The organism is Paenibacillus wenxiniae (assembly GCF_039822605.1).
GTDB classification, from domain to species: Bacteria; Bacillota; Bacilli; order Paenibacillales; family Paenibacillaceae; genus Saccharibacillus; species Saccharibacillus wenxiniae.
The window spans coordinates 653,988-670,907 of sequence record NZ_JBCGUH010000001.1 but is presented as its reverse complement, the minus strand read 5'-3'; the positions used below and the strand labels follow the sequence as shown (position 1 = coordinate 670,907).

General features: G+C 44.9%; 16 protein-coding genes. 11 read left to right on the top strand and 5 right to left on the bottom strand.

The genetic code is table 11. The annotated features are described in order from the left end of the window. Nucleotides 1–335: 335 nt before the first annotated feature. Both AAHF22_RS02790 and AAHF22_RS02785 read left to right on the top strand, forming a co-directional pair. Nucleotides 336–1,196, top strand: a complete 861-nt coding sequence (locus AAHF22_RS02790; protein WP_347323438.1) for an alpha/beta hydrolase fold domain-containing protein — start codon at nt 336–338, stop codon at nt 1,194–1,196. Nucleotides 1,197–1,347: 151 nt separating this feature from the next. Beyond that, complete coding sequence (locus AAHF22_RS02785) at nt 1,348–4,017, top strand: PAS domain-containing protein (protein ID WP_347323437.1); 2,670 nt, start codon at nt 1,348–1,350, stop codon at nt 4,015–4,017. Between the two features lie 381 nt (nt 4,018–4,398). Here AAHF22_RS02785 and AAHF22_RS02780 read toward each other — a convergent pair whose 3' ends face one another. Then, nucleotides 4,399–5,250 (bottom strand): DegV family protein, encoded by an 852-nt coding sequence (locus AAHF22_RS02780; RefSeq protein ID WP_347323436.1) that lies wholly within the window; start codon nt 5,248–5,250, stop codon nt 4,399–4,401. A gap of 204 nt (nt 5,251–5,454) precedes the next feature. Between AAHF22_RS02780 and AAHF22_RS02775 the strand changes: the two genes are divergently transcribed. Then, nucleotides 5,455–5,835, top strand: coding sequence for a DUF423 domain-containing protein (locus AAHF22_RS02775; protein ID WP_347323435.1), 381 nt, complete (start codon nt 5,455–5,457; stop codon nt 5,833–5,835). 167 nt (nt 5,836–6,002) lie between these two features. Here AAHF22_RS02775 and AAHF22_RS02770 read toward each other — a convergent pair whose 3' ends face one another. The 3 genes from AAHF22_RS02770 to AAHF22_RS02760 all read right to left on the bottom strand — a co-directional run bounded on the left by AAHF22_RS02770 (nt 6,003) and on the right by AAHF22_RS02760 (nt 9,559). Further along, complete coding sequence (locus AAHF22_RS02770; protein WP_347323434.1) at nt 6,003–6,533, bottom strand: hypothetical protein; 531 nt, start codon at nt 6,531–6,533, stop codon at nt 6,003–6,005. A gap of 431 nt (nt 6,534–6,964) precedes the next feature. Continuing rightward, a complete protein-coding gene (mtnA, locus tag AAHF22_RS02765; RefSeq protein ID WP_347323433.1) occupies nt 6,965–8,056 on the bottom strand; it encodes an S-methyl-5-thioribose-1-phosphate isomerase in 1,092 nt (363 codons plus the stop codon). A gap of 672 nt (nt 8,057–8,728) precedes the next feature. After that, nucleotides 8,729–9,559, bottom strand: coding sequence for a hypothetical protein (locus AAHF22_RS02760; RefSeq protein WP_347323432.1), 831 nt, complete (start codon nt 9,557–9,559; stop codon nt 8,729–8,731). Between the two features lie 361 nt (nt 9,560–9,920). Between AAHF22_RS02760 and AAHF22_RS02755 the strand changes: the two genes are divergently transcribed. From AAHF22_RS02755 to AAHF22_RS02740, 4 genes are all read left to right on the top strand, one after another. Continuing rightward, nucleotides 9,921–10,388 (top strand): Dps family protein, encoded by a 468-nt coding sequence (locus AAHF22_RS02755; RefSeq protein WP_250342696.1) that lies wholly within the window; start codon nt 9,921–9,923, stop codon nt 10,386–10,388. A gap of 331 nt (nt 10,389–10,719) precedes the next feature. Next, complete coding sequence (locus AAHF22_RS02750; protein WP_347323431.1) at nt 10,720–11,031, top strand: hypothetical protein; 312 nt, start codon at nt 10,720–10,722, stop codon at nt 11,029–11,031. A gap of 85 nt (nt 11,032–11,116) precedes the next feature. Continuing rightward, nucleotides 11,117–11,443 carry a hypothetical protein gene (locus AAHF22_RS02745; protein WP_347323430.1) on the top strand — a complete coding sequence of 109 codons (327 nt, stop codon included), beginning with the start codon at nt 11,117–11,119 and terminating at the stop codon, nt 11,441–11,443. Continuing rightward, nucleotides 11,440–12,045 carry a DUF1802 family protein gene (locus AAHF22_RS02740; RefSeq protein WP_347323429.1) on the top strand — a complete coding sequence of 202 codons (606 nt, stop codon included), beginning with the start codon at nt 11,440–11,442 and terminating at the stop codon, nt 12,043–12,045. Before AAHF22_RS02745 ends, AAHF22_RS02740 begins: the two co-directional genes overlap by 4 nt. A 123-nt stretch (nt 12,046–12,168) precedes the next feature. Here the strand turns inward: AAHF22_RS02740 and AAHF22_RS02735 are convergent, their stop codons facing one another. Further along, nucleotides 12,169–12,675: a hypothetical protein gene (locus AAHF22_RS02735; protein ID WP_347323428.1), complete on the bottom strand. Its 507-nt coding sequence runs from the start codon at nt 12,673–12,675 to the stop codon at nt 12,169–12,171. A gap of 470 nt (nt 12,676–13,145) precedes the next feature. Between AAHF22_RS02735 and sufC the strand changes: the two genes are divergently transcribed. Genes sufC through sufU form a run of 4 tightly spaced genes read left to right on the top strand, consistent with a single transcriptional unit; the run spans nt 13,146 to nt 16,902 of the window. Then, a complete protein-coding gene (gene sufC / locus AAHF22_RS02730) occupies nt 13,146–13,934 on the top strand; it encodes a Fe-S cluster assembly ATPase SufC (RefSeq protein WP_347323427.1) in 789 nt (262 codons plus the stop codon). A 28-nt stretch (nt 13,935–13,962) separates the two neighbouring features. Continuing rightward, nucleotides 13,963–15,264 carry a Fe-S cluster assembly protein SufD gene (gene sufD / locus AAHF22_RS02725; protein WP_347323426.1) on the top strand — a complete coding sequence of 434 codons (1,302 nt, stop codon included), beginning with the start codon at nt 13,963–13,965 and terminating at the stop codon, nt 15,262–15,264. After that, on the top strand, nt 15,261–16,484 hold the full coding sequence (locus tag AAHF22_RS02720) for a cysteine desulfurase (protein WP_347323425.1): 1,224 nt from the start codon (nt 15,261–15,263) through the stop codon (nt 16,482–16,484). Before sufD ends, AAHF22_RS02720 begins: the two co-directional genes overlap by 4 nt. Next, nucleotides 16,471–16,902, top strand: a complete 432-nt coding sequence (gene sufU, locus AAHF22_RS02715) for a Fe-S cluster assembly sulfur transfer protein SufU (protein WP_347323424.1) — start codon at nt 16,471–16,473, stop codon at nt 16,900–16,902. The genes AAHF22_RS02720 and sufU overlap by 14 nt, the downstream gene beginning before the upstream one ends. Nucleotides 16,903–16,920 lie beyond the last annotated feature (18 nt).

The following is a 16,920-nucleotide window of genomic DNA, read 5'->3' as shown; positions in this document are numbered from 1 at the left end:
TCCACCAGAGCTTCTACTTCATATATTGACGAATATTAAAAACGCCGTCAATACGATCAGATAGCTAAAATTAAAATATCTTATATTAACGATTTTTATTCCAGTGTTAGCGATCTCCTAACACGGGGTGAAATGAAAAAGGATTTTTGCAAAGCAAAATATCGTACTGCTCCAGTGTTAGTGATTTCCTAACACGAGGTACAATGAAAAAGGATTTTTGCAAAGCAAAATATCGTACTGTTATGAAGTTGGACATACATTGTAAGCGCAAGCTGATATAATAAAGACAGCATTTATGTTATATCGTTTTGAACATTGGAGCAGGAGGGAATACGTTGTCAGAAATTAAGCATTTGCCATTTCAAACGGAAGATCACTACTATGTACAGATGATACCAGACATTCAATTCGCTCGTTTTCCAAATGGAGCTACTCTTCATATGAACATTTTGCGTCCACAGTCTCATCTTCCATTACCGCTTATTGTATGGGTAGTTGGGGGGGCATGGCTGGAAGCGGACTATCATAAACATGTACCGATGATATCCTCGATCGCGAGTCAGGGCTATGTAGTAGCATGTATTCAATATCGTACAGTCAACCGCGCTCCTTTCCCGGCACCACTACAAGATGTAAAAACCGCGATTCGTTTTTTACGAGCACATGCCGATGAATATGGCATTGATGCAGAGCATATTGGGGTATGGGGCCATTCGGCAGGTGGTCATCTGGCTGCACTGGCAGGTGTGACTGGCGATCAATCCGAATGGGATGAACAAGGAGCATGGTCAGGCTATTCCAGCCGCGTTAGCGCTGTCGTTGATTTTTGCGGACCGACCGATGTGGTTGCTGACTTTCAATCGGACTACGTGCAGCCTGTCATTTCATTGCTACTGGGCGGACCACAGCGAGATAAATTGGACAATGCAGCACTAGCTAATCCGGTGACGCATATTCGTGCGAATGCTGCCAAACAGGGCATATTACCACCATTTTTAATCGTGCATGGGGATGCCGATGAGGTGGTCCCATTGCGTCAAAGTCAGTTCCTTTACAATGCTCTGCATGAAGCAGGCTCGGAAGTGACCTTTTATGTACTGGAAGGTGTAGAGCACAGCGTGTCCGGTCTAATGACCCGAATCGATGTGATGGAGGCGGTCACGGACTTCTTCGCTGTTCATTTAAAAGGCTCGTGATCATAAAGTAAACATACGCTTCACGATAGAGCTTCTTAGGCTACGATGTAGCTAACGCTAAATTCATCGGTGAATCGACCGACAGGAACGGAATAATCATTGCAATTGCCCCGCGTAAGACGCTAAACGTTGTGATGAGGGGGACAAACATTTGGACAAGCACGACGACTATAATATTCTCCATAATCTCATTGCGAGCAGCGGTGTATATCGTCCGCTTTTTGAACATCATCCGGATGCGATCTATGTAATGGATACCGAGGGGAACTATATTTATACGAATCCGGCTGTATTGCGCATGACAGGCTATACACCGGAGGAATTATTAACGATTGATAAAAGCCAGATTTTCGGGAAAGATCGTTTGTATTTCCGATCCCCTTATTTTAATCAGGTGATGCGTGGAGAATCGGTTCAATTTGAAACGACTATCTATCATAAACTGGGGCATACGATCTACCTGGATGTGACGTATACGCCGGTTGAAAAAGAGCAGCAGATCGTTGGTATTTTTGGTGCTGCCAAAGATATTACTGCACGTCAGCAAGCAGATGAACAACTTCAAAAAAGTGAGGAGCGTCTAACGCTTGCACAGGATATTGGCGGGTTTGGTTGCTGGGATTGGAATATGGATACCGATGAGCTAATCTGCACGCCCAAGTTTTTTGAAATTGTTCATATGAAACAGAAAGCGCCTACGCTGCTATACCGACGTTTCCTGTCCCGAATTCATCCCAAAGATCGTACACGAGTAAGTGATGGGTTCCGGCGTATGTTGACCGAGGGCAGTATCCATCTGGATTGTCAGTTGCTAGATAGTGCACACCCAGTCAAAACGATCGCTATTCGCGGACGTATGCTTATTGCTGATGATCGTGAAGAACGGAGAATCATTGGCACGATACAGGATATTACAGAGCAGCAATTGCTAGCAGATCTTATACGTGAAAGTGAACGGCAATATCGGATGTTGTCTGAAAATACGATGGATCTGATTTCTACGCATACCGCAGATGATCAGTTGCACTTTCTATATGCGTCGCCTTCGCTTACCCGATTGCTTGGTTATGAACCGGATGAGATACTGGGGCAAAGTGCGGCGGACTATTATCATCCCGAAGATCGTGCCGTCGTTCAGGTGTATATCCAGTCGGTATTGTATGCACGTGAGCAGCATACTGTCTGCTACCGTTTCCGACATAAAGACGGACATTATGTGTGGCTGGAATCGAGCGCCACACATGCGAGCAATGGAAAGGGCGACATATTTGGCACGATTGTAGCGGTATCGCGCGATGTATCGGATCGTAAATTCGCAGAACAGCAGTTGCTGGAAAGCGAGCAACGCTACAAATCGCTAGTCGAATATAATCCATCGGGCGTGTATTCATTTGATATGCAGGGGCGCCTGTACAATCTGAATCCGGTTGCTGAAATTCAGAGTGGGTATGTGATGGGAAAAATCGAGGAGCTTCATTTTATCGATCTGATTGACGAAAAGCACCAGCAGGATGCCCAGCATCATTTTGACCGTGCGCGTATGGGCTTGCCGCAAAATTATGAGACGACGCTCATTCAATCGAGTGGTAATCGAATGGACGTTAACATTACGAATGTTCCGATCATTGTCGGTGGTCAAATTACCGGTGTGTTTGGCATTGCGACTGACATTACGGAGAGCAAGCGTTATCTGGAACAGATTCAGGCGCTCAGTGAAGAATACAATCTGATTCTTAGCTCGGTATCAGAAGGAATCTTCGGTATTGATACGAATGGGCGAGGGATATTTATCAATGAGGCAGCTGCACGTATGCTTCAGCTACCACGCGAGCAATTCATCGGTATGCCGCTTCAAGAAGCATTGGTCAATGCACGAGCAGACGGTGAAGCGTATTTACCCGGACAAAACCCGGTACGTCTAACGCTGGCAGATGGAATATCGAGACAGGTACTGGAGGAAGTGTTTTTCAGGCGCGATGGTTCCAGCTTCTTTGTTTCGTACCGCACGAATGCGTTATTTGATCGCGGACGTATGATTGGAGCGGTCATTGTGTTTAGTGACCGCACGAATGAACGCCAGATTCTGGAAGCGAAAGAGCTGGCAGAGCGCGCTGCGTATGCCAAAACACAGTTTATTTCCATGATGAGCCATGAGCTGCGTACCCCGATGAATGCGATCGTTGGTATGAGCGAGCTAATTCAGGATTCTCCGCTGGATGATGAGCAACGCTGGTATATGGATATTATCGTGCAAAATAGCCATGAACTTGTCCGCATCATGGATGATATTACCGATGTGAACCGTCTGGAAAATGGTCATGTCGAGCTGGAAGAGCATGATTTTGATCTGTATGAGCTGATGGATTCGGTGTATCATCTCTTTTTGCCACCAGTGGAAAGCAAACAGATTCAGCTAACGCTACAGATTCAGCAAGAAGTGCCGCTTATGGTGAAAGGTGATATGTTTCGTCTGCGTCAGGTGCTCGTGAACATTATCGGCAATGCAATCAAGTTTACCGATCACGGACATGTGGAAATTGTGGTGAGTTTATCGCATCTGTCACGCGAGCATGGCATCGTGCTCGACTTCCGCATTGTAGATACAGGGATTGGTATTCCAGCAGATCGGCTGAATGAGTTATTTCATTCATTTTCTCAGGTGCATCATGTGATGAATCGACATTATGGAGGAACAGGCTTAGGCTTGTTTATTAGCAAAAACCTGATTGAGCTGATGAAGGGAACGATTGGAGTCGAAAGTAGAGAACATAGCGGTTCTACATTCTATTTTACGCTACCGTTTCAATTGGCGGAGGGATAAAGTGCGATACGATGATTATGAACAGGGGCATGAGTACAATACGGAAAGATGCGCCTACATGGTTTATTAGATCGAATAAAGAGTTAAGGATCGTATCCGCCACTAAAATACCGCTAAATAAGATTCGTTAGACCGCATTCTCTATAGCTTGCCAAGATATAGAGCTGGCGGACAGTGATCTGGTCTAGCAGTCGTTATGTAGGTTTTAACGTGAAAACGCTCTGTACGTCCTCGATAGAGGAACGTCAGAGCGTTTGTTTTGTTTTCGTACCATAGGGTCATATACAAGTTCATGTATAAGGTAATTTATTCCATCATTGTCTTGTTAACGGAAGTCATACGGATAGAAGCTGAATTTGTGAAAATGAACGTATTAGCCGCTTAAACGGTAGCATACATAATCGCAATCGTCTGCGGACCACAATGACTCGAAATCACGCAGCCGGCCTCTGTAATCATCACCTGTCTGGCATTGGTCTGTTCACGCAATACCGTTTGCATCATGCGTGCTTCCTCTTCCGCAAACGAATGCACGACAAAGATTACATCCTCGTCCAACCGATCCCGGTTAGCGACACAGTTACGAAGTAGCTGTTCTGCGGCTTTATCGCGCTTGCCGCGTATTTTGTAAGCAGGGGTGAGTGAGCCTTCCGGTGTGACTTTAATAACGGGACGAATTTTGAGCAGGCTACCGATCAGATTTTGCATACCAGAGCAGCGTCCACCTTTATATAGATAATCGAGCGAATCAATTGCAAACTCTGTCTCAATTCGGCCTCGTACCTGCTCTAGCATGGACACAATCTCCTGGACGCTATGACCAGAGCTTACCGCATGCACAGCCTTCATGACTAATAAGCCAATTGAGCTGGACAGATTAAGCGAATCCACTACCGTTACAGCGCCTTCTGGCAACTCTTTCGCTGCAATACACGCATTGGCAAAGGTAGAAGATAATGCTGACGAAAGACTAATATAAATAATGTCATGCCCTGCTTTAACTGCTGGAGCGAACAGATGCAGAAAGTCTGCGGGCGACGGTGCAGACGTTTTAGGTAATAGACCTTCACGACTGACACGGTCATATAGCGCGCGTGGTGTAATATCCACACCGTCACAATATACATCCTGACCAAAAGTGACATAAAGTGGAACGATGCCCACTTCATGTTCCTGTAACCAGGAAGAAGGCAGATCACATGTACTATCTGCAAAAATGCGAATGGAATTCATAATATTCTCCTGTCTTCTAGTTCATAAAATAAAGCGATAACGCAGATGGCGTTATTATACCACGACTTTTGTCGTATCCAAACCTCATAGCTAAACCGGAAACCAATCCCTTCATCAATTGCTCACAAATAGAGAGCAACAGATGCGTTATAATAAAACAGATTGATGTTTAACCGTTAATTTGAACGATACAGGAGGCAGATTATGCAACGCACGTATATTATGGTGGCTTCAATCCTCGGTATGCTAGGGGTAGCCATCGGCGCATTTGGTTCTCATATTTTGGAGCCGATTATTGGAACGCGAATTGAAGTGTTCAAAACGGGAGTGGAGTATCACTTTGTACATGCGCTCGCCATTTTGCTGACGGCAATCCTGGCAGGGCAACTTGGTGAAAGTGCTATGTTACGCTGGGCTGCACGGCTATTTACCATTGGTATTATTTTCTTCTCCGGTAGTTTATATGTATTGTGCATTACAGGTGTCAAAGTGCTGGGCGCGATCACGCCGATCGGTGGCGTATGCTTAATCGTCGGCTGGATTTTGCTAGCATGGAGCGCTGCGCGTGCAGGTAAGCGCGCCTGATGGATAGATTTCTATATTCATGATTAATGTACAACTAACTGCAAATAACGTACAAAAACGCCAGTCGGAATAGTCGGCTGGCGTTTTATTATGGATGTGCAACCCCTGGTGTAACGGTTAAACAGTGAATTTAAAGTCACAGTCAACAGATTACATTATGCATTCAATCAAGTTTGCTGAAAGTCATCAATTTCATTGAGTTTGAAAGTGTAGACTTGCTTCTCATCGACATGGTATACGCTAATCGTCTGATCTTCATTATCGTATTTAAGAATACGACATGGAATCGACATGCGTTCACCGCGGCGGTTGATGGTGACACGGATCAACTGGCTACTCTCAATATACATCGATAACCAGCTTCCCATATCACTATCCTGTGCTGAGGAGGAGTCATTTGGAGCGGGTGTGTCGCTTGCTGTAGTGCTTGTAGATGTCGTTTGCACCGTTGGGGCTGGCTTACTTTTTATCGAAGCTGGAATGTGTACAGCAGTCTGCTGCTTGCCCGCAGCTTGGATCGCCTGCTCAATCTGCACTCCCAATTTGATTCCATTAACAACGCGAAAGTCAGCCAGTTCTTGCTGGTTGTTCAGAATATCCAGCAGCTTTTGAAGGGCAACCGCATTGTTTTTTCCGGTAATCATGAGGTCGACGTTAAATAAAAATTCGGTGTCATCATTAGTCTGCTGCTTGTTCATCATTTTCCCATCTCACTTACTTTTCGGATTAGTGTAATACTGTGTAAATAACCTATTTTTATAAACTATACCATCCAGCTGCATATTTTCATAGGTCTATAGGTGGAGAATATGGCAAAATGGTATATCGTGTCGACAAGCGACCTAGCTATTTACACATTATACGATTCTTATTATTTATCGGATCATTTTCCCATTTTATTAATCTTTATGCAAGGAAATTTAACGTAAATTCGTCATATTTAAACAGAAAAGCTACAACCTTTGTGGCTGTAGCTTTTCTAGTTTAAAAGACTTAGGAAATGAATTATAGGTGAAGCGATGTAATAGCTATAATTTGTTAATTATTCAGTGGGATATACGGTGTAAATGGGTAAAATTTCTAACTCCAACCATATCACATCGTATAGTCCTATGCTTATACAAAACACTCAGTCTACAAATAGTTTTGGCAGTTCTTCGCTGTAAGATGGGTATACAATTCCTTTTTCCGTAATGATCGCTGTAACGTATTCGTTTGGTGTCACATCAAAGGCGGGATTGAATACTTTAATATCCTGTGGAGCTGTGCGTTTACCAAAGCTGACTGTCACTTCATCAGCGGTACGCTCCTCAATCGGAATGTCTGCTCCGGTAGCGGTAGCCAGATCAATCGTAGATAGTGGGCAGGCAACATAAAAAGGGATGCCATGCGCGCGTGCCAGTACCGCGACACTGTACGTACCAATTTTATTCGCTACATCACCGTTTGCCGCCACGCGATCAGCTCCTACGATTACCGCCTGAATCCAGCCTTTCGACATGACCATCCCTGCCATATTGTCGCAAAGTAGCGTCACATCAATCCCTGCTTGTTGCAGCTCAAATGCAGTCAGGCGTGCACCTTGCAGCACCGGACGTGTCTCATCGGCATACACTTTGAGATGGATGCCCTGCTCGTGAGCAAGATACATCGGTGCAAGGGCAGTACCGTATTTGGCAGTGGCAAGTCCGCCTGCATTACAGTGTGTTAGCACGCCCATACCGTCTTTAAATAGTGGTAGCGCATGTTCACCGATTTGGCGGCATACTTCTTCATCTTCAGCGTGAATGGCGATCGCTTCAGCAAGTAATGCCTCATTGCGGCTATCTGTGCTGCCCTCTTGCTCTGCCAGCTGATGCGCTTTTTGGTTCATGCGATCAAGCGCCCAGAATAAATTGACCGCCGTGGGACGCGATTGCGCCAAATAAGCGGATACTTTGAGCACATGCTTCATCCACGCAGAAGCATCTTCACCTTTATACTCCCAGGAGCCGAGCACAACACCGTAAGCGGCAGAAATCCCAATCGCTGGTGCTCCGCGTACTTTCATCGACTGAATGCCTTCAAATACTTGCTCTGCTGTGAATAGCTCCAGCATTACAATTTCCTCCGGTAACAAACGCTGATCGAGCATCAATAGTCGATCGTTTTCCCAGCGTAATGACAGTAGCGGTTCAAACGGGTTCGTGCTGGACGTTTCTGTGATCGTGTGATTATCCATACTGTGAATCACTCCTTGCATATCGTATAGGGTAATGGAACAGCAAACCTAATGAGTACAATCGTAAACAATGAACAAAGAATTATGCAAGGAATCATACATGCAAACCTATAAATATTCAGTATTAGTATACGGAACAGTTCACCCGTAAACAATATGTATTTTAAATCTAAAAAATGTTAATTCCAGCATGGAATTATAATAAATACTTCATATGTAAAATTGAAAATTGGTAAAGGGGGGATTATAAAATAGCAAGGAGAGAAGAGTATGAATCTGGATCAAGATTTATTATTGCGCTGTTAAGTAAGCTGATTAGCTTGTTCCATGCGACATGCACTCAAAACCCTTTAAAAGTATCCTCGCCGCCGATCTTAAAAACAACCATGTAGGATGTACATATAACCGATCATATTATGGCTTATTGCGCAAAGAAAAGAAGATGTACATAGCACAAAAAAATAAGATGTATATGCGGCGAACATATCGCTCAGCGGTGAAAATTCGGCAGAAGGGTAGGGGACGCACCGAAAACAACATTAAGTGGTGAAACCGGGTGAATCGATAACGCGAACGATACGTGTAATCGAAATGACATTAGCCCACAATCCAGAAGCTAATCGTGATTTGGGTTATGTGATGGTGCAGCCTTATGCTGTTAAATGATGATGCTCATCGTTGCTGCTTACGTTTGTGATAAATGAGATAACAAATAACTGCTACAACAATCACAATCACGCTCAGCGTCGCAAAAAGAAAGTAGGGGAACATACTCTGCTTTGCTGAAGAAGAGGATTGTTGTGTATATGCTTCAATATAAGATACGCTGCCACCAGATAGCGGTTCATCACTGCTAGTAGTAAACTTGGCTTGCTCGGCTTCTGCCTGTCGAATTTTAATTATAAATTGTTTGAATGGAATAATATCGAACTGCTGCATATTGAGCAGCATACTGTTCTCAACGAATATTACTTGTTCCAAACCATCTTTTGGTGTGACCAATGCGACAATATGGTGTGGTTCATCATGAATAAGCTTACTTTCCGAGGTGTAGCCGATCCATTGCTTGGCTTTTTCCAGCGGGATCTTGAAGCTTTGATCCGAGAAGTTGGGATCGGAAGCTACTTGCGTAATCGTACTATAATCGGGAGCCTGACCTGCATATGCAAGCGCTCGGCTCCCAGTCTGGTCTTCAACGATGAATACATAGCCGCTAAATTGCAATACATCGTCAGCATAGGCATCATGTTGAACGGTGGCTAGATTTTTTAAGCTATATGTAGCATAACCATCGCCTAATCTATTTTTGGTATTACGGTTCGTATGTATCGTTTGTCCGGACTGCTCCTGATTCAATAATATGGAAATCGATTGCTGCTGATTTTGCAGATCACGTTCAACTGCTGCTCTAACTTCATCTGGCACTGAAGCAGCAAGAATGGATAGTGGAGAAATGAACATCAGCAATATGGTCATTAATGAAAATAACGAAACTTTTAACATAGTTGTTCCTCCTTTATTTTCTTACTTAATTATTGACGCATCGTACATATTTCAATAGATATATTAGTTATATCAGTAAGATGACTACCAGTTATGCAATCAAGCAAATCAAGGAGTAGAGCTAGAAAATATCGCCATTTTGGTGATCCATATATCGTCTATTTATGTAACAATCAAAACAGTCGTTTTGTTTCAATACACTCCATTCGCATCCTACTCCATTTGATGGAGAGAGGAAGGTCGGTTGTTTCGTGCGACAGGGCTACGGGTAAATGAAAGACAGAACAGCTTCACTTGTTAAAGGCATTGATCCAATGTCAAAGGCATTCACCAAAAACTATTAAAGTGAGGGATTATCATTATGTCTAACGTTACCAACCAAAACTCAACTCAAACCAAACGCATCGAAGAGCTGCTGAATCTGCAAGTAGCGAATCTGAACGTATTGTATGTTAAAATCCACAATTTTCACTGGTATGTAAAAGGTGAAAACTTCTATACACTGCATATCAAATTCGAAGAGCTGTACAACGAAGTAACATTGAAAATGGACGAAATCGCTGAGCGTCTGCTGACACTGAAAGGTTCCCCAGCAGCAACATTGAAAGAATATCTGGAACTGGCAACCGTACAGGAAGCTAACGGTAGCGAAGATGCACGCACAATGGTACAAACAATCATCGAAGACTTCGCAACGGTAACTGAGCAATTCCAAGAAACAATCGAGCTGGCTGACGAGTCTGGTGACCAACCAACAGCAGATATGCTGATCGCGTTCAAAGCCGATCTGGAGAAACATATGTGGATGCTGCGTTCGTTCCTGGGCTAAGCCAGAAGAGTTATACGCGACAACAGATGTTCATACGCTGAACAATGTTGATATCAGGATATTAACCGCTGTCTGCCTTGTGCAGATGGCGGTTTTTTACATTGAAATCGGTTATAATAGATACATAAAAAGTAGACCTATATATGGAGTAGGAGCAAGAGTAGATCAATGTACATAAGCAGAGTAAGCCTGATTCGCAGACGAGCAGGTATCATTTCAAACGGTTGGATCATTACAATTTTACCGATCATTCATTTATTCCCTGCTGGTATATGCAATGCTGTAAACATTTCAGTTGCTTGAACGGATCGAAGGAAACGGAGGCGATGAGATGAGGCTAGAAGATGATGGTATCTTTATTGTAGAGGATGAGGATATTTCCGGAATCCTTTGTTATTTTGCCAAGGATGGGGTGCCATTTGAGGACGGATTTCGCTTTGAGATGGAGTTGCAGGAAATGGTATTTTTCCCTGGTAGCATACATATAGTTCAATTCCCCGAAGACCTATTGCTACAGGATGAAGATGAAGACACAGATGAAGAAACCAGACAGGAGATTCGCACTCAAAATGAACAGTGGGAACAAGAGATTCGGCAGGCAATCTATAACGCGATCGGCTATGTAGAGGAAACGTCTTCTTAATAAATAAACAATAGAAGTATACAGCATATGATCACAATGAAGCCTGTTATCCAAACTATATCAATTCATCTATGGAGGCGATAGAATGAGACTGGAAGATGATGGTACTTTTGTTGTTGAGTATAGTGACTTTGAGTTGCTCTTCTGTTGTTATTGCAAGGATATGTGGTTTCAAATGGAATGTCCTCCTTTTGAAGACGTATTTTTGTCTTTGATGAGGTCACAAGAGATCGTTCTGTTTCCAGGTAGTATACAGAGGATACAATTGCCAGATATGAGAGTCCAATATGCAGATGATGATGCAGATGAAGAAATGAAGGAAAGCGCTCGTGTCAGCAATGAAAAGTGGAAACGAGAGTTTCTGAACGGTCTGTATGATGCAATCGGTTATATAGAGGAGGATAAGAAATGACAGATCACGAACCACGCACGATTGCACTTAAAGAATGGGCATCCGCTATTCAAGCGCTAGCAGAAGGCAAACAAATCCTATTGATGCGTAAAGGCGGCATTATAGAGGAGACGCGTAGCTTCGAGCTAAAGGAGCGAGCCTTTTATCTGTACCCAACCTACGAGCATCAGCGCAGCGAGCTTCTCAAGCCAGAGCATCGCCATTTCGTAGAGGAATCACTACAGCAGTGGTCACCTGCACAACAGACGGCTAGCATCCGCCTCTACGCCGAAGTCACCGACGATCTGGAGATCAGCAGTCAGGAAGAGCTAGATCGCTTGCGTGACCATCATATCTGGACCGACATGTTTGCCGAAGAACGTCTACGCTGGAAAAAGAAAAACCCGCTTCACGTGCTCATCCTACGGGTATATAGTATTGAACGGCCGGTGGATATCCCAGTGGAGGAGCAGTATATCGGCTGCAAATCGTGGATATCCATACCAAGTGGTTCGGTGACGAGCGAAATGACGCCGGTGCTGGACGCTGCGGAGTTTGAGGTTATGAGATCTGCTCTATTGCTATCGCTGCAAGAACAGAACATACCTAACCATAAGGCTTGACTGATCACATCGGTCTGGCCTTTTATTTTTTGTACCTTCGTTATTCCGGCTCTTCTCCCTCCCAGGCTACTCATACGATCTTAACTTTTTTACTGCGCTTAGTTAGATGCAGTTACAGATGCGTCAGCACGGAACGCAGGGAAGGAAATAAGGGAAAAGGACGACGTACAGTGTTAGTGATCTTCTAACACGGGGTTCAATAAAAAGTGATTTTTGCAGAGCAAAATATGTTACAGCTTCTAGTGTTAGTGCATTGCTAACACGGGGTTCAATAAAAAATGATTTTTGCAGAGCAAAATATGTTACAGCTTCTAGTGTTAGTGCATTGCTAACACGGGGTTCAATAAAAAATGATTTTTGCAGAGCAAAATATGTTACAGCTTCTAGTGTTAGTGCATTGCTAACACGGGGTTCAATAAAAAATGATTTTTGCAGAGCAAAATATGTTACAGCTTCTAGTGTTAGTGCATTGCTAACACGGGGTTCAATAAAAAATGATTTTTGCAGAGCAAAATATCTTACAGCTTTAGAGGGGCGGGAATCTTCATCTACTCCTAATCCGAAAGATTCCCGCGGCTCCACCGGAGTCCGTTCCCTTATTCCTTCCCGGAGTGGTGTACCATACCGCATCCCCAGCCCACATCAGATTAAGATCATATGAAGCCTTCCTCCATTTCATTGCAGCATATTTCAAATTATTATAAAATAGCTTGAGAATCGTTGAGAATCAGTTTAGAATGGTTCTAAGAAGGATTTATTCTTAGACTTTATCTAAATCGCTGAACAATAGAGTTTTCTCTTTCCATATGGGATGTATTCAGTAGTTTTAAAGTAGCTACTACGTGGGAAAAGTCGGTCTGTGCAGCTACTTATCATCAGACCGGGAATGGCGATCGTACCTAATGCAACTTCACAACTAGGAAAAGTTTGGAAAATATCTGCGAAAAAAAGCAGTTATTTTTTTGCAGAGGTACCTGCTTTACTGGTATGATTTAAGCAGCAAAATGATTATGCGATTAATTCTGAAGCTACTAGATAAACAATAGATCAAAATTGTTCTATTTAGCAGCTTACTTACTTATTTTGGAGGGACGTCTATTATGGCAACAAATTTCGTCATCGAAGGTCTGAAAGCAACAATCGACAACAAGGAAATCCTCAAAGGTGTTAACCTGTCTATGAAAGGTGGAGAAATCCACGCAATCATGGGACCAAACGGTACGGGTAAAAGTACACTGGCTTCCGCACTGATGGGTCACCCGAAATATGAAGTAAGTGAAGGTGTCGTTACACTTGACGGCGAAGACGTGCTGGAAATGGAAGTAGATGAGCGCGCACGCGCAGGCCTGTTCCTGGCGATGCAATATCCGAGCGAAATTAGCGGCGTAACAAACTCCGACTTCCTGCGTAGTGCGATCAATGCACGTCGTGAAGAAGGTAAAGAAATTTCCCTGATCAAGTTCATTCGCCAAATGGAAGGCAGCATGAAAGAACTGGACATGAACCCTGAATTTGCACACCGTTACCTGAACGAAGGCTTCTCCGGTGGTGAGAAGAAACGTAACGAAATCCTGCAAATGCTCATGCTGGATCCGAAAATTGTCATCCTTGATGAAATTGACTCCGGTCTGGATATTGATGCACTGCGCATCGTTGCAGATGGCGTGAACAAAATGCGTAGCGAAGATCGCGGTTTCCTGATCATCACTCACTATCAACGTCTTCTGAACTACATTACGCCTGACTACGTACACGTTATGATGCAAGGCCGCATCGTGAAATCCGGCGGTCCGGAACTGGCTGCCCGTCTGGAAGCAGAAGGCTATGACTGGGTAAAAGAAGAACTCGGTATTACAGACGAGACAGTAGGCCAGGAACAAGAAGCGTAAATAACGGTACGGAAGGAGCAAAAGCATAATGACATTGCAGACGATACTTCCGCTCAGCGCGGAAGCACTGAAATCACTATCCCAACAAAAAAACGAACCGGCATGGCTGGCTGAAAGCCGTTTGAATGCACTTGAACTGGCTTCCCGCCTTGAACTGCCTAAACCGGAAAAAACGAAAATTGATAAATGGTATCTGTCCGATTATGGTACGTATCAGCCAGCGACACGTGTAACTTCGCTACAAGAACTGCCGGAAGCTGTTCGTGTGCTCCTGAAAGAAGAAGAGACCGCGAATCTGCTCGTGCAAAAAGATTCCGGTGTTGTATACAGTAACCTGTCTGACGAGCTGAAAGCACAGGGCGTTATTTTCACGGATCTGGAAACAGCAGCTCGTGAGCATAGTGATCTGGTACAAGCACATTTGTCCAGTGTAGTCAAAAACGATGAGCACCAGCTCAGCGCATTAAATGCAGCACTATGGACAGGCGGCGCATTCCTGTACGTTCCGAAAAATGTAGAAGTAGCTATACCTTTACAAGCGGTATTCCTGACAGAGAACGCTGACGCAACGTTTGCACCACGTGTACTCGTCATTGCGGACGTGAACAGCTCGGTAACGTATGTGGATAACTACATTTCTACAGGCGATGCAGAGCGTCTGCATAACGGTATCGTAGAAGTTATTGCAAAACCAGGTGCTAAAGTTCGCTATGCTACCGTTCACCAACTCGGTCTGAACACGACGGATATGAGCTATCGCCGTGCTGTGACTGAAAATGATGCGTCCATCGAATGGATCATCGGTGAGATGAACGATGGCAATACGGTAACAGATACATCGACTGTGCTGAAAGGCAATGGCTCGACTTCCGATGCGAAAATTATCGCGGTCGGTTCCGGTTCTCAGCGTCTGAACTACACCACACGTGCGATTCACTTTGGTAAAGATTCCACCAGCCAGATGACAACACGTGCGGTTATGCGCGAAGAAGCGAATGCGATCATTAACGGTATTACCAAAATCGAGCATGGCGCGACTCGTTCTAACGGTGAGCAAGCAGAGAAAGTGCTGATGCTAAGCCCGAAAGCTCGTGGCGATGCGAACCCGATCCTGCTGATCGATGAAGACGATGTTATGGCAGGTCACGCCGCTTCGGTTGGACAGGTCAATCCTGAACAGGTGCATTACCTGATGTCCCGTGGTATCACCCGTGCACAGGCAGAGCGACTGATCATTTACGGTTTCCTGGCTCCGGTCGTTTCTGACATTCCGCTGGAACAGCTCCAGACTCGTTTGCAGGAACTGGTTGAAAGGAAAGTCGGACAGTGAACGCGCAAATCCGCGAGCAGTTTCCGATTTTACACCAGGAAGTAAACGGACATCCGCTTGTATATTTGGATAATGCAGCGACTTCGCAAAAGCCGCGTGCCGTTCTGGACGCGCTAAGCCACTATTATGAATGGGATAACTCTAACGTACACCGTGGCGTGCATACGCTCGGTACACGTGCAACGGATGCGTATGAAGGTGCACGTGAAAAGGTAGCCCGTTTCATTAATGCGGCGCGTAGCGAAGAAATTGTATTTACCCGTGGCACAACAACGGCACTCAATCTGGTCGCTTCTGCTTATGGCGGTCCACGCCTGCAAGCAGGTGATGAGATTGTAATCACGCCGATGGAACATCATAGTAATCTCATTCCGTGGCAACAGCTCGCTCTGCGCACTGGTGCTACGCTGAAATACATTCCGCTCCAGCCAGACGGTAATATCGATCTGGCGGATGTGGAGAAAACGATCACCCCGAATACGAAAATCGTTTCGGTCGTGTACGTATCTAACGTACTTGGCGTTGTTAATCCAGTGAAACAAATCGCTGAGATTGCCCATCGTCACGGCGCGATCATGGTCGTGGACGGCGCACAGAGCACACCGCATATGAAGGTGGATGTGCAGGATTTGGATTGCGATTTCTATGCGCTGTCCAGTCACAAAATGTGTGGCCCGACCGGCTTTGGTGCTCTGTATGGCAAGCGTCAGTTACTGGCACAGATGGAACCGATCGAATTCGGCGGTGAGATGATCAACGATGTGGGTTTGTACGAATCTGACTGGAAAGATGCACCGTGGCGGTTTGAAGGCGGTACGCCGATTATCTCCGGTGCAGTTGGACTCGCCGCAGCGATTGATTTCCTGACGGAGATTGGGATGGACAAGATTGAGGAACATGAAGCACATCTTGCGAATTATGCAATGGAGCGCATGTCCGAGATCGAAGGTATTCAGATTTATGGACCAGCAAAACGTAAAGTAGGGATTGTGACATTCAATCTGGACGGCGTGCATCCGCACGATCTGGCGACGGTGCTGGATACGTTCGGTATTGCGATCCGTGCCGGACACCATTGCTGTCAGCCGCTTATGAGATGGCTGGAAGCAAGTTCTACTGCACGCGCCAGCTTTTACCTGTATAATAATGAACAAGACGTGGATCGCTTTATTGAAGCGTTAGTTCAGACAAAGGAGTATTTTGGCGATGCAATTGGATGATTTATACCGTCGTGTCATTATGGATCATTACAAAAATCCGCGTAACCGCGGAACATTTGGTGATGAGGCTGTCACGGTGAATCTGAACAATCCTACCTGTGGAGACCGGATTTCACTGCAACTTCTGATCGAAGACGACAAAATCATCGATGCTAAATACACTGGCGAAGGCTGCTCGATCAGCATGTCCTCCGCGTCTATGATGACCGAAGCGGTTAAAGGCAGAACTTACGAAGAAGCCCTTGATATTGCGACTCGTTTCTCCGCCCTGATGAAGGGTGAGGATGTGCAATTTGATGAATATGAAGAGATCGAAGCCCTATCCGGAGTAAACAAATTCCCAGCCCGCATCAAATGCGCGACTCTGGCATGGAATGCACTGCGCAAAGGCATCGGCGAAGACAGTTCGACCAATTAAGATAGGGAGGCTACAACC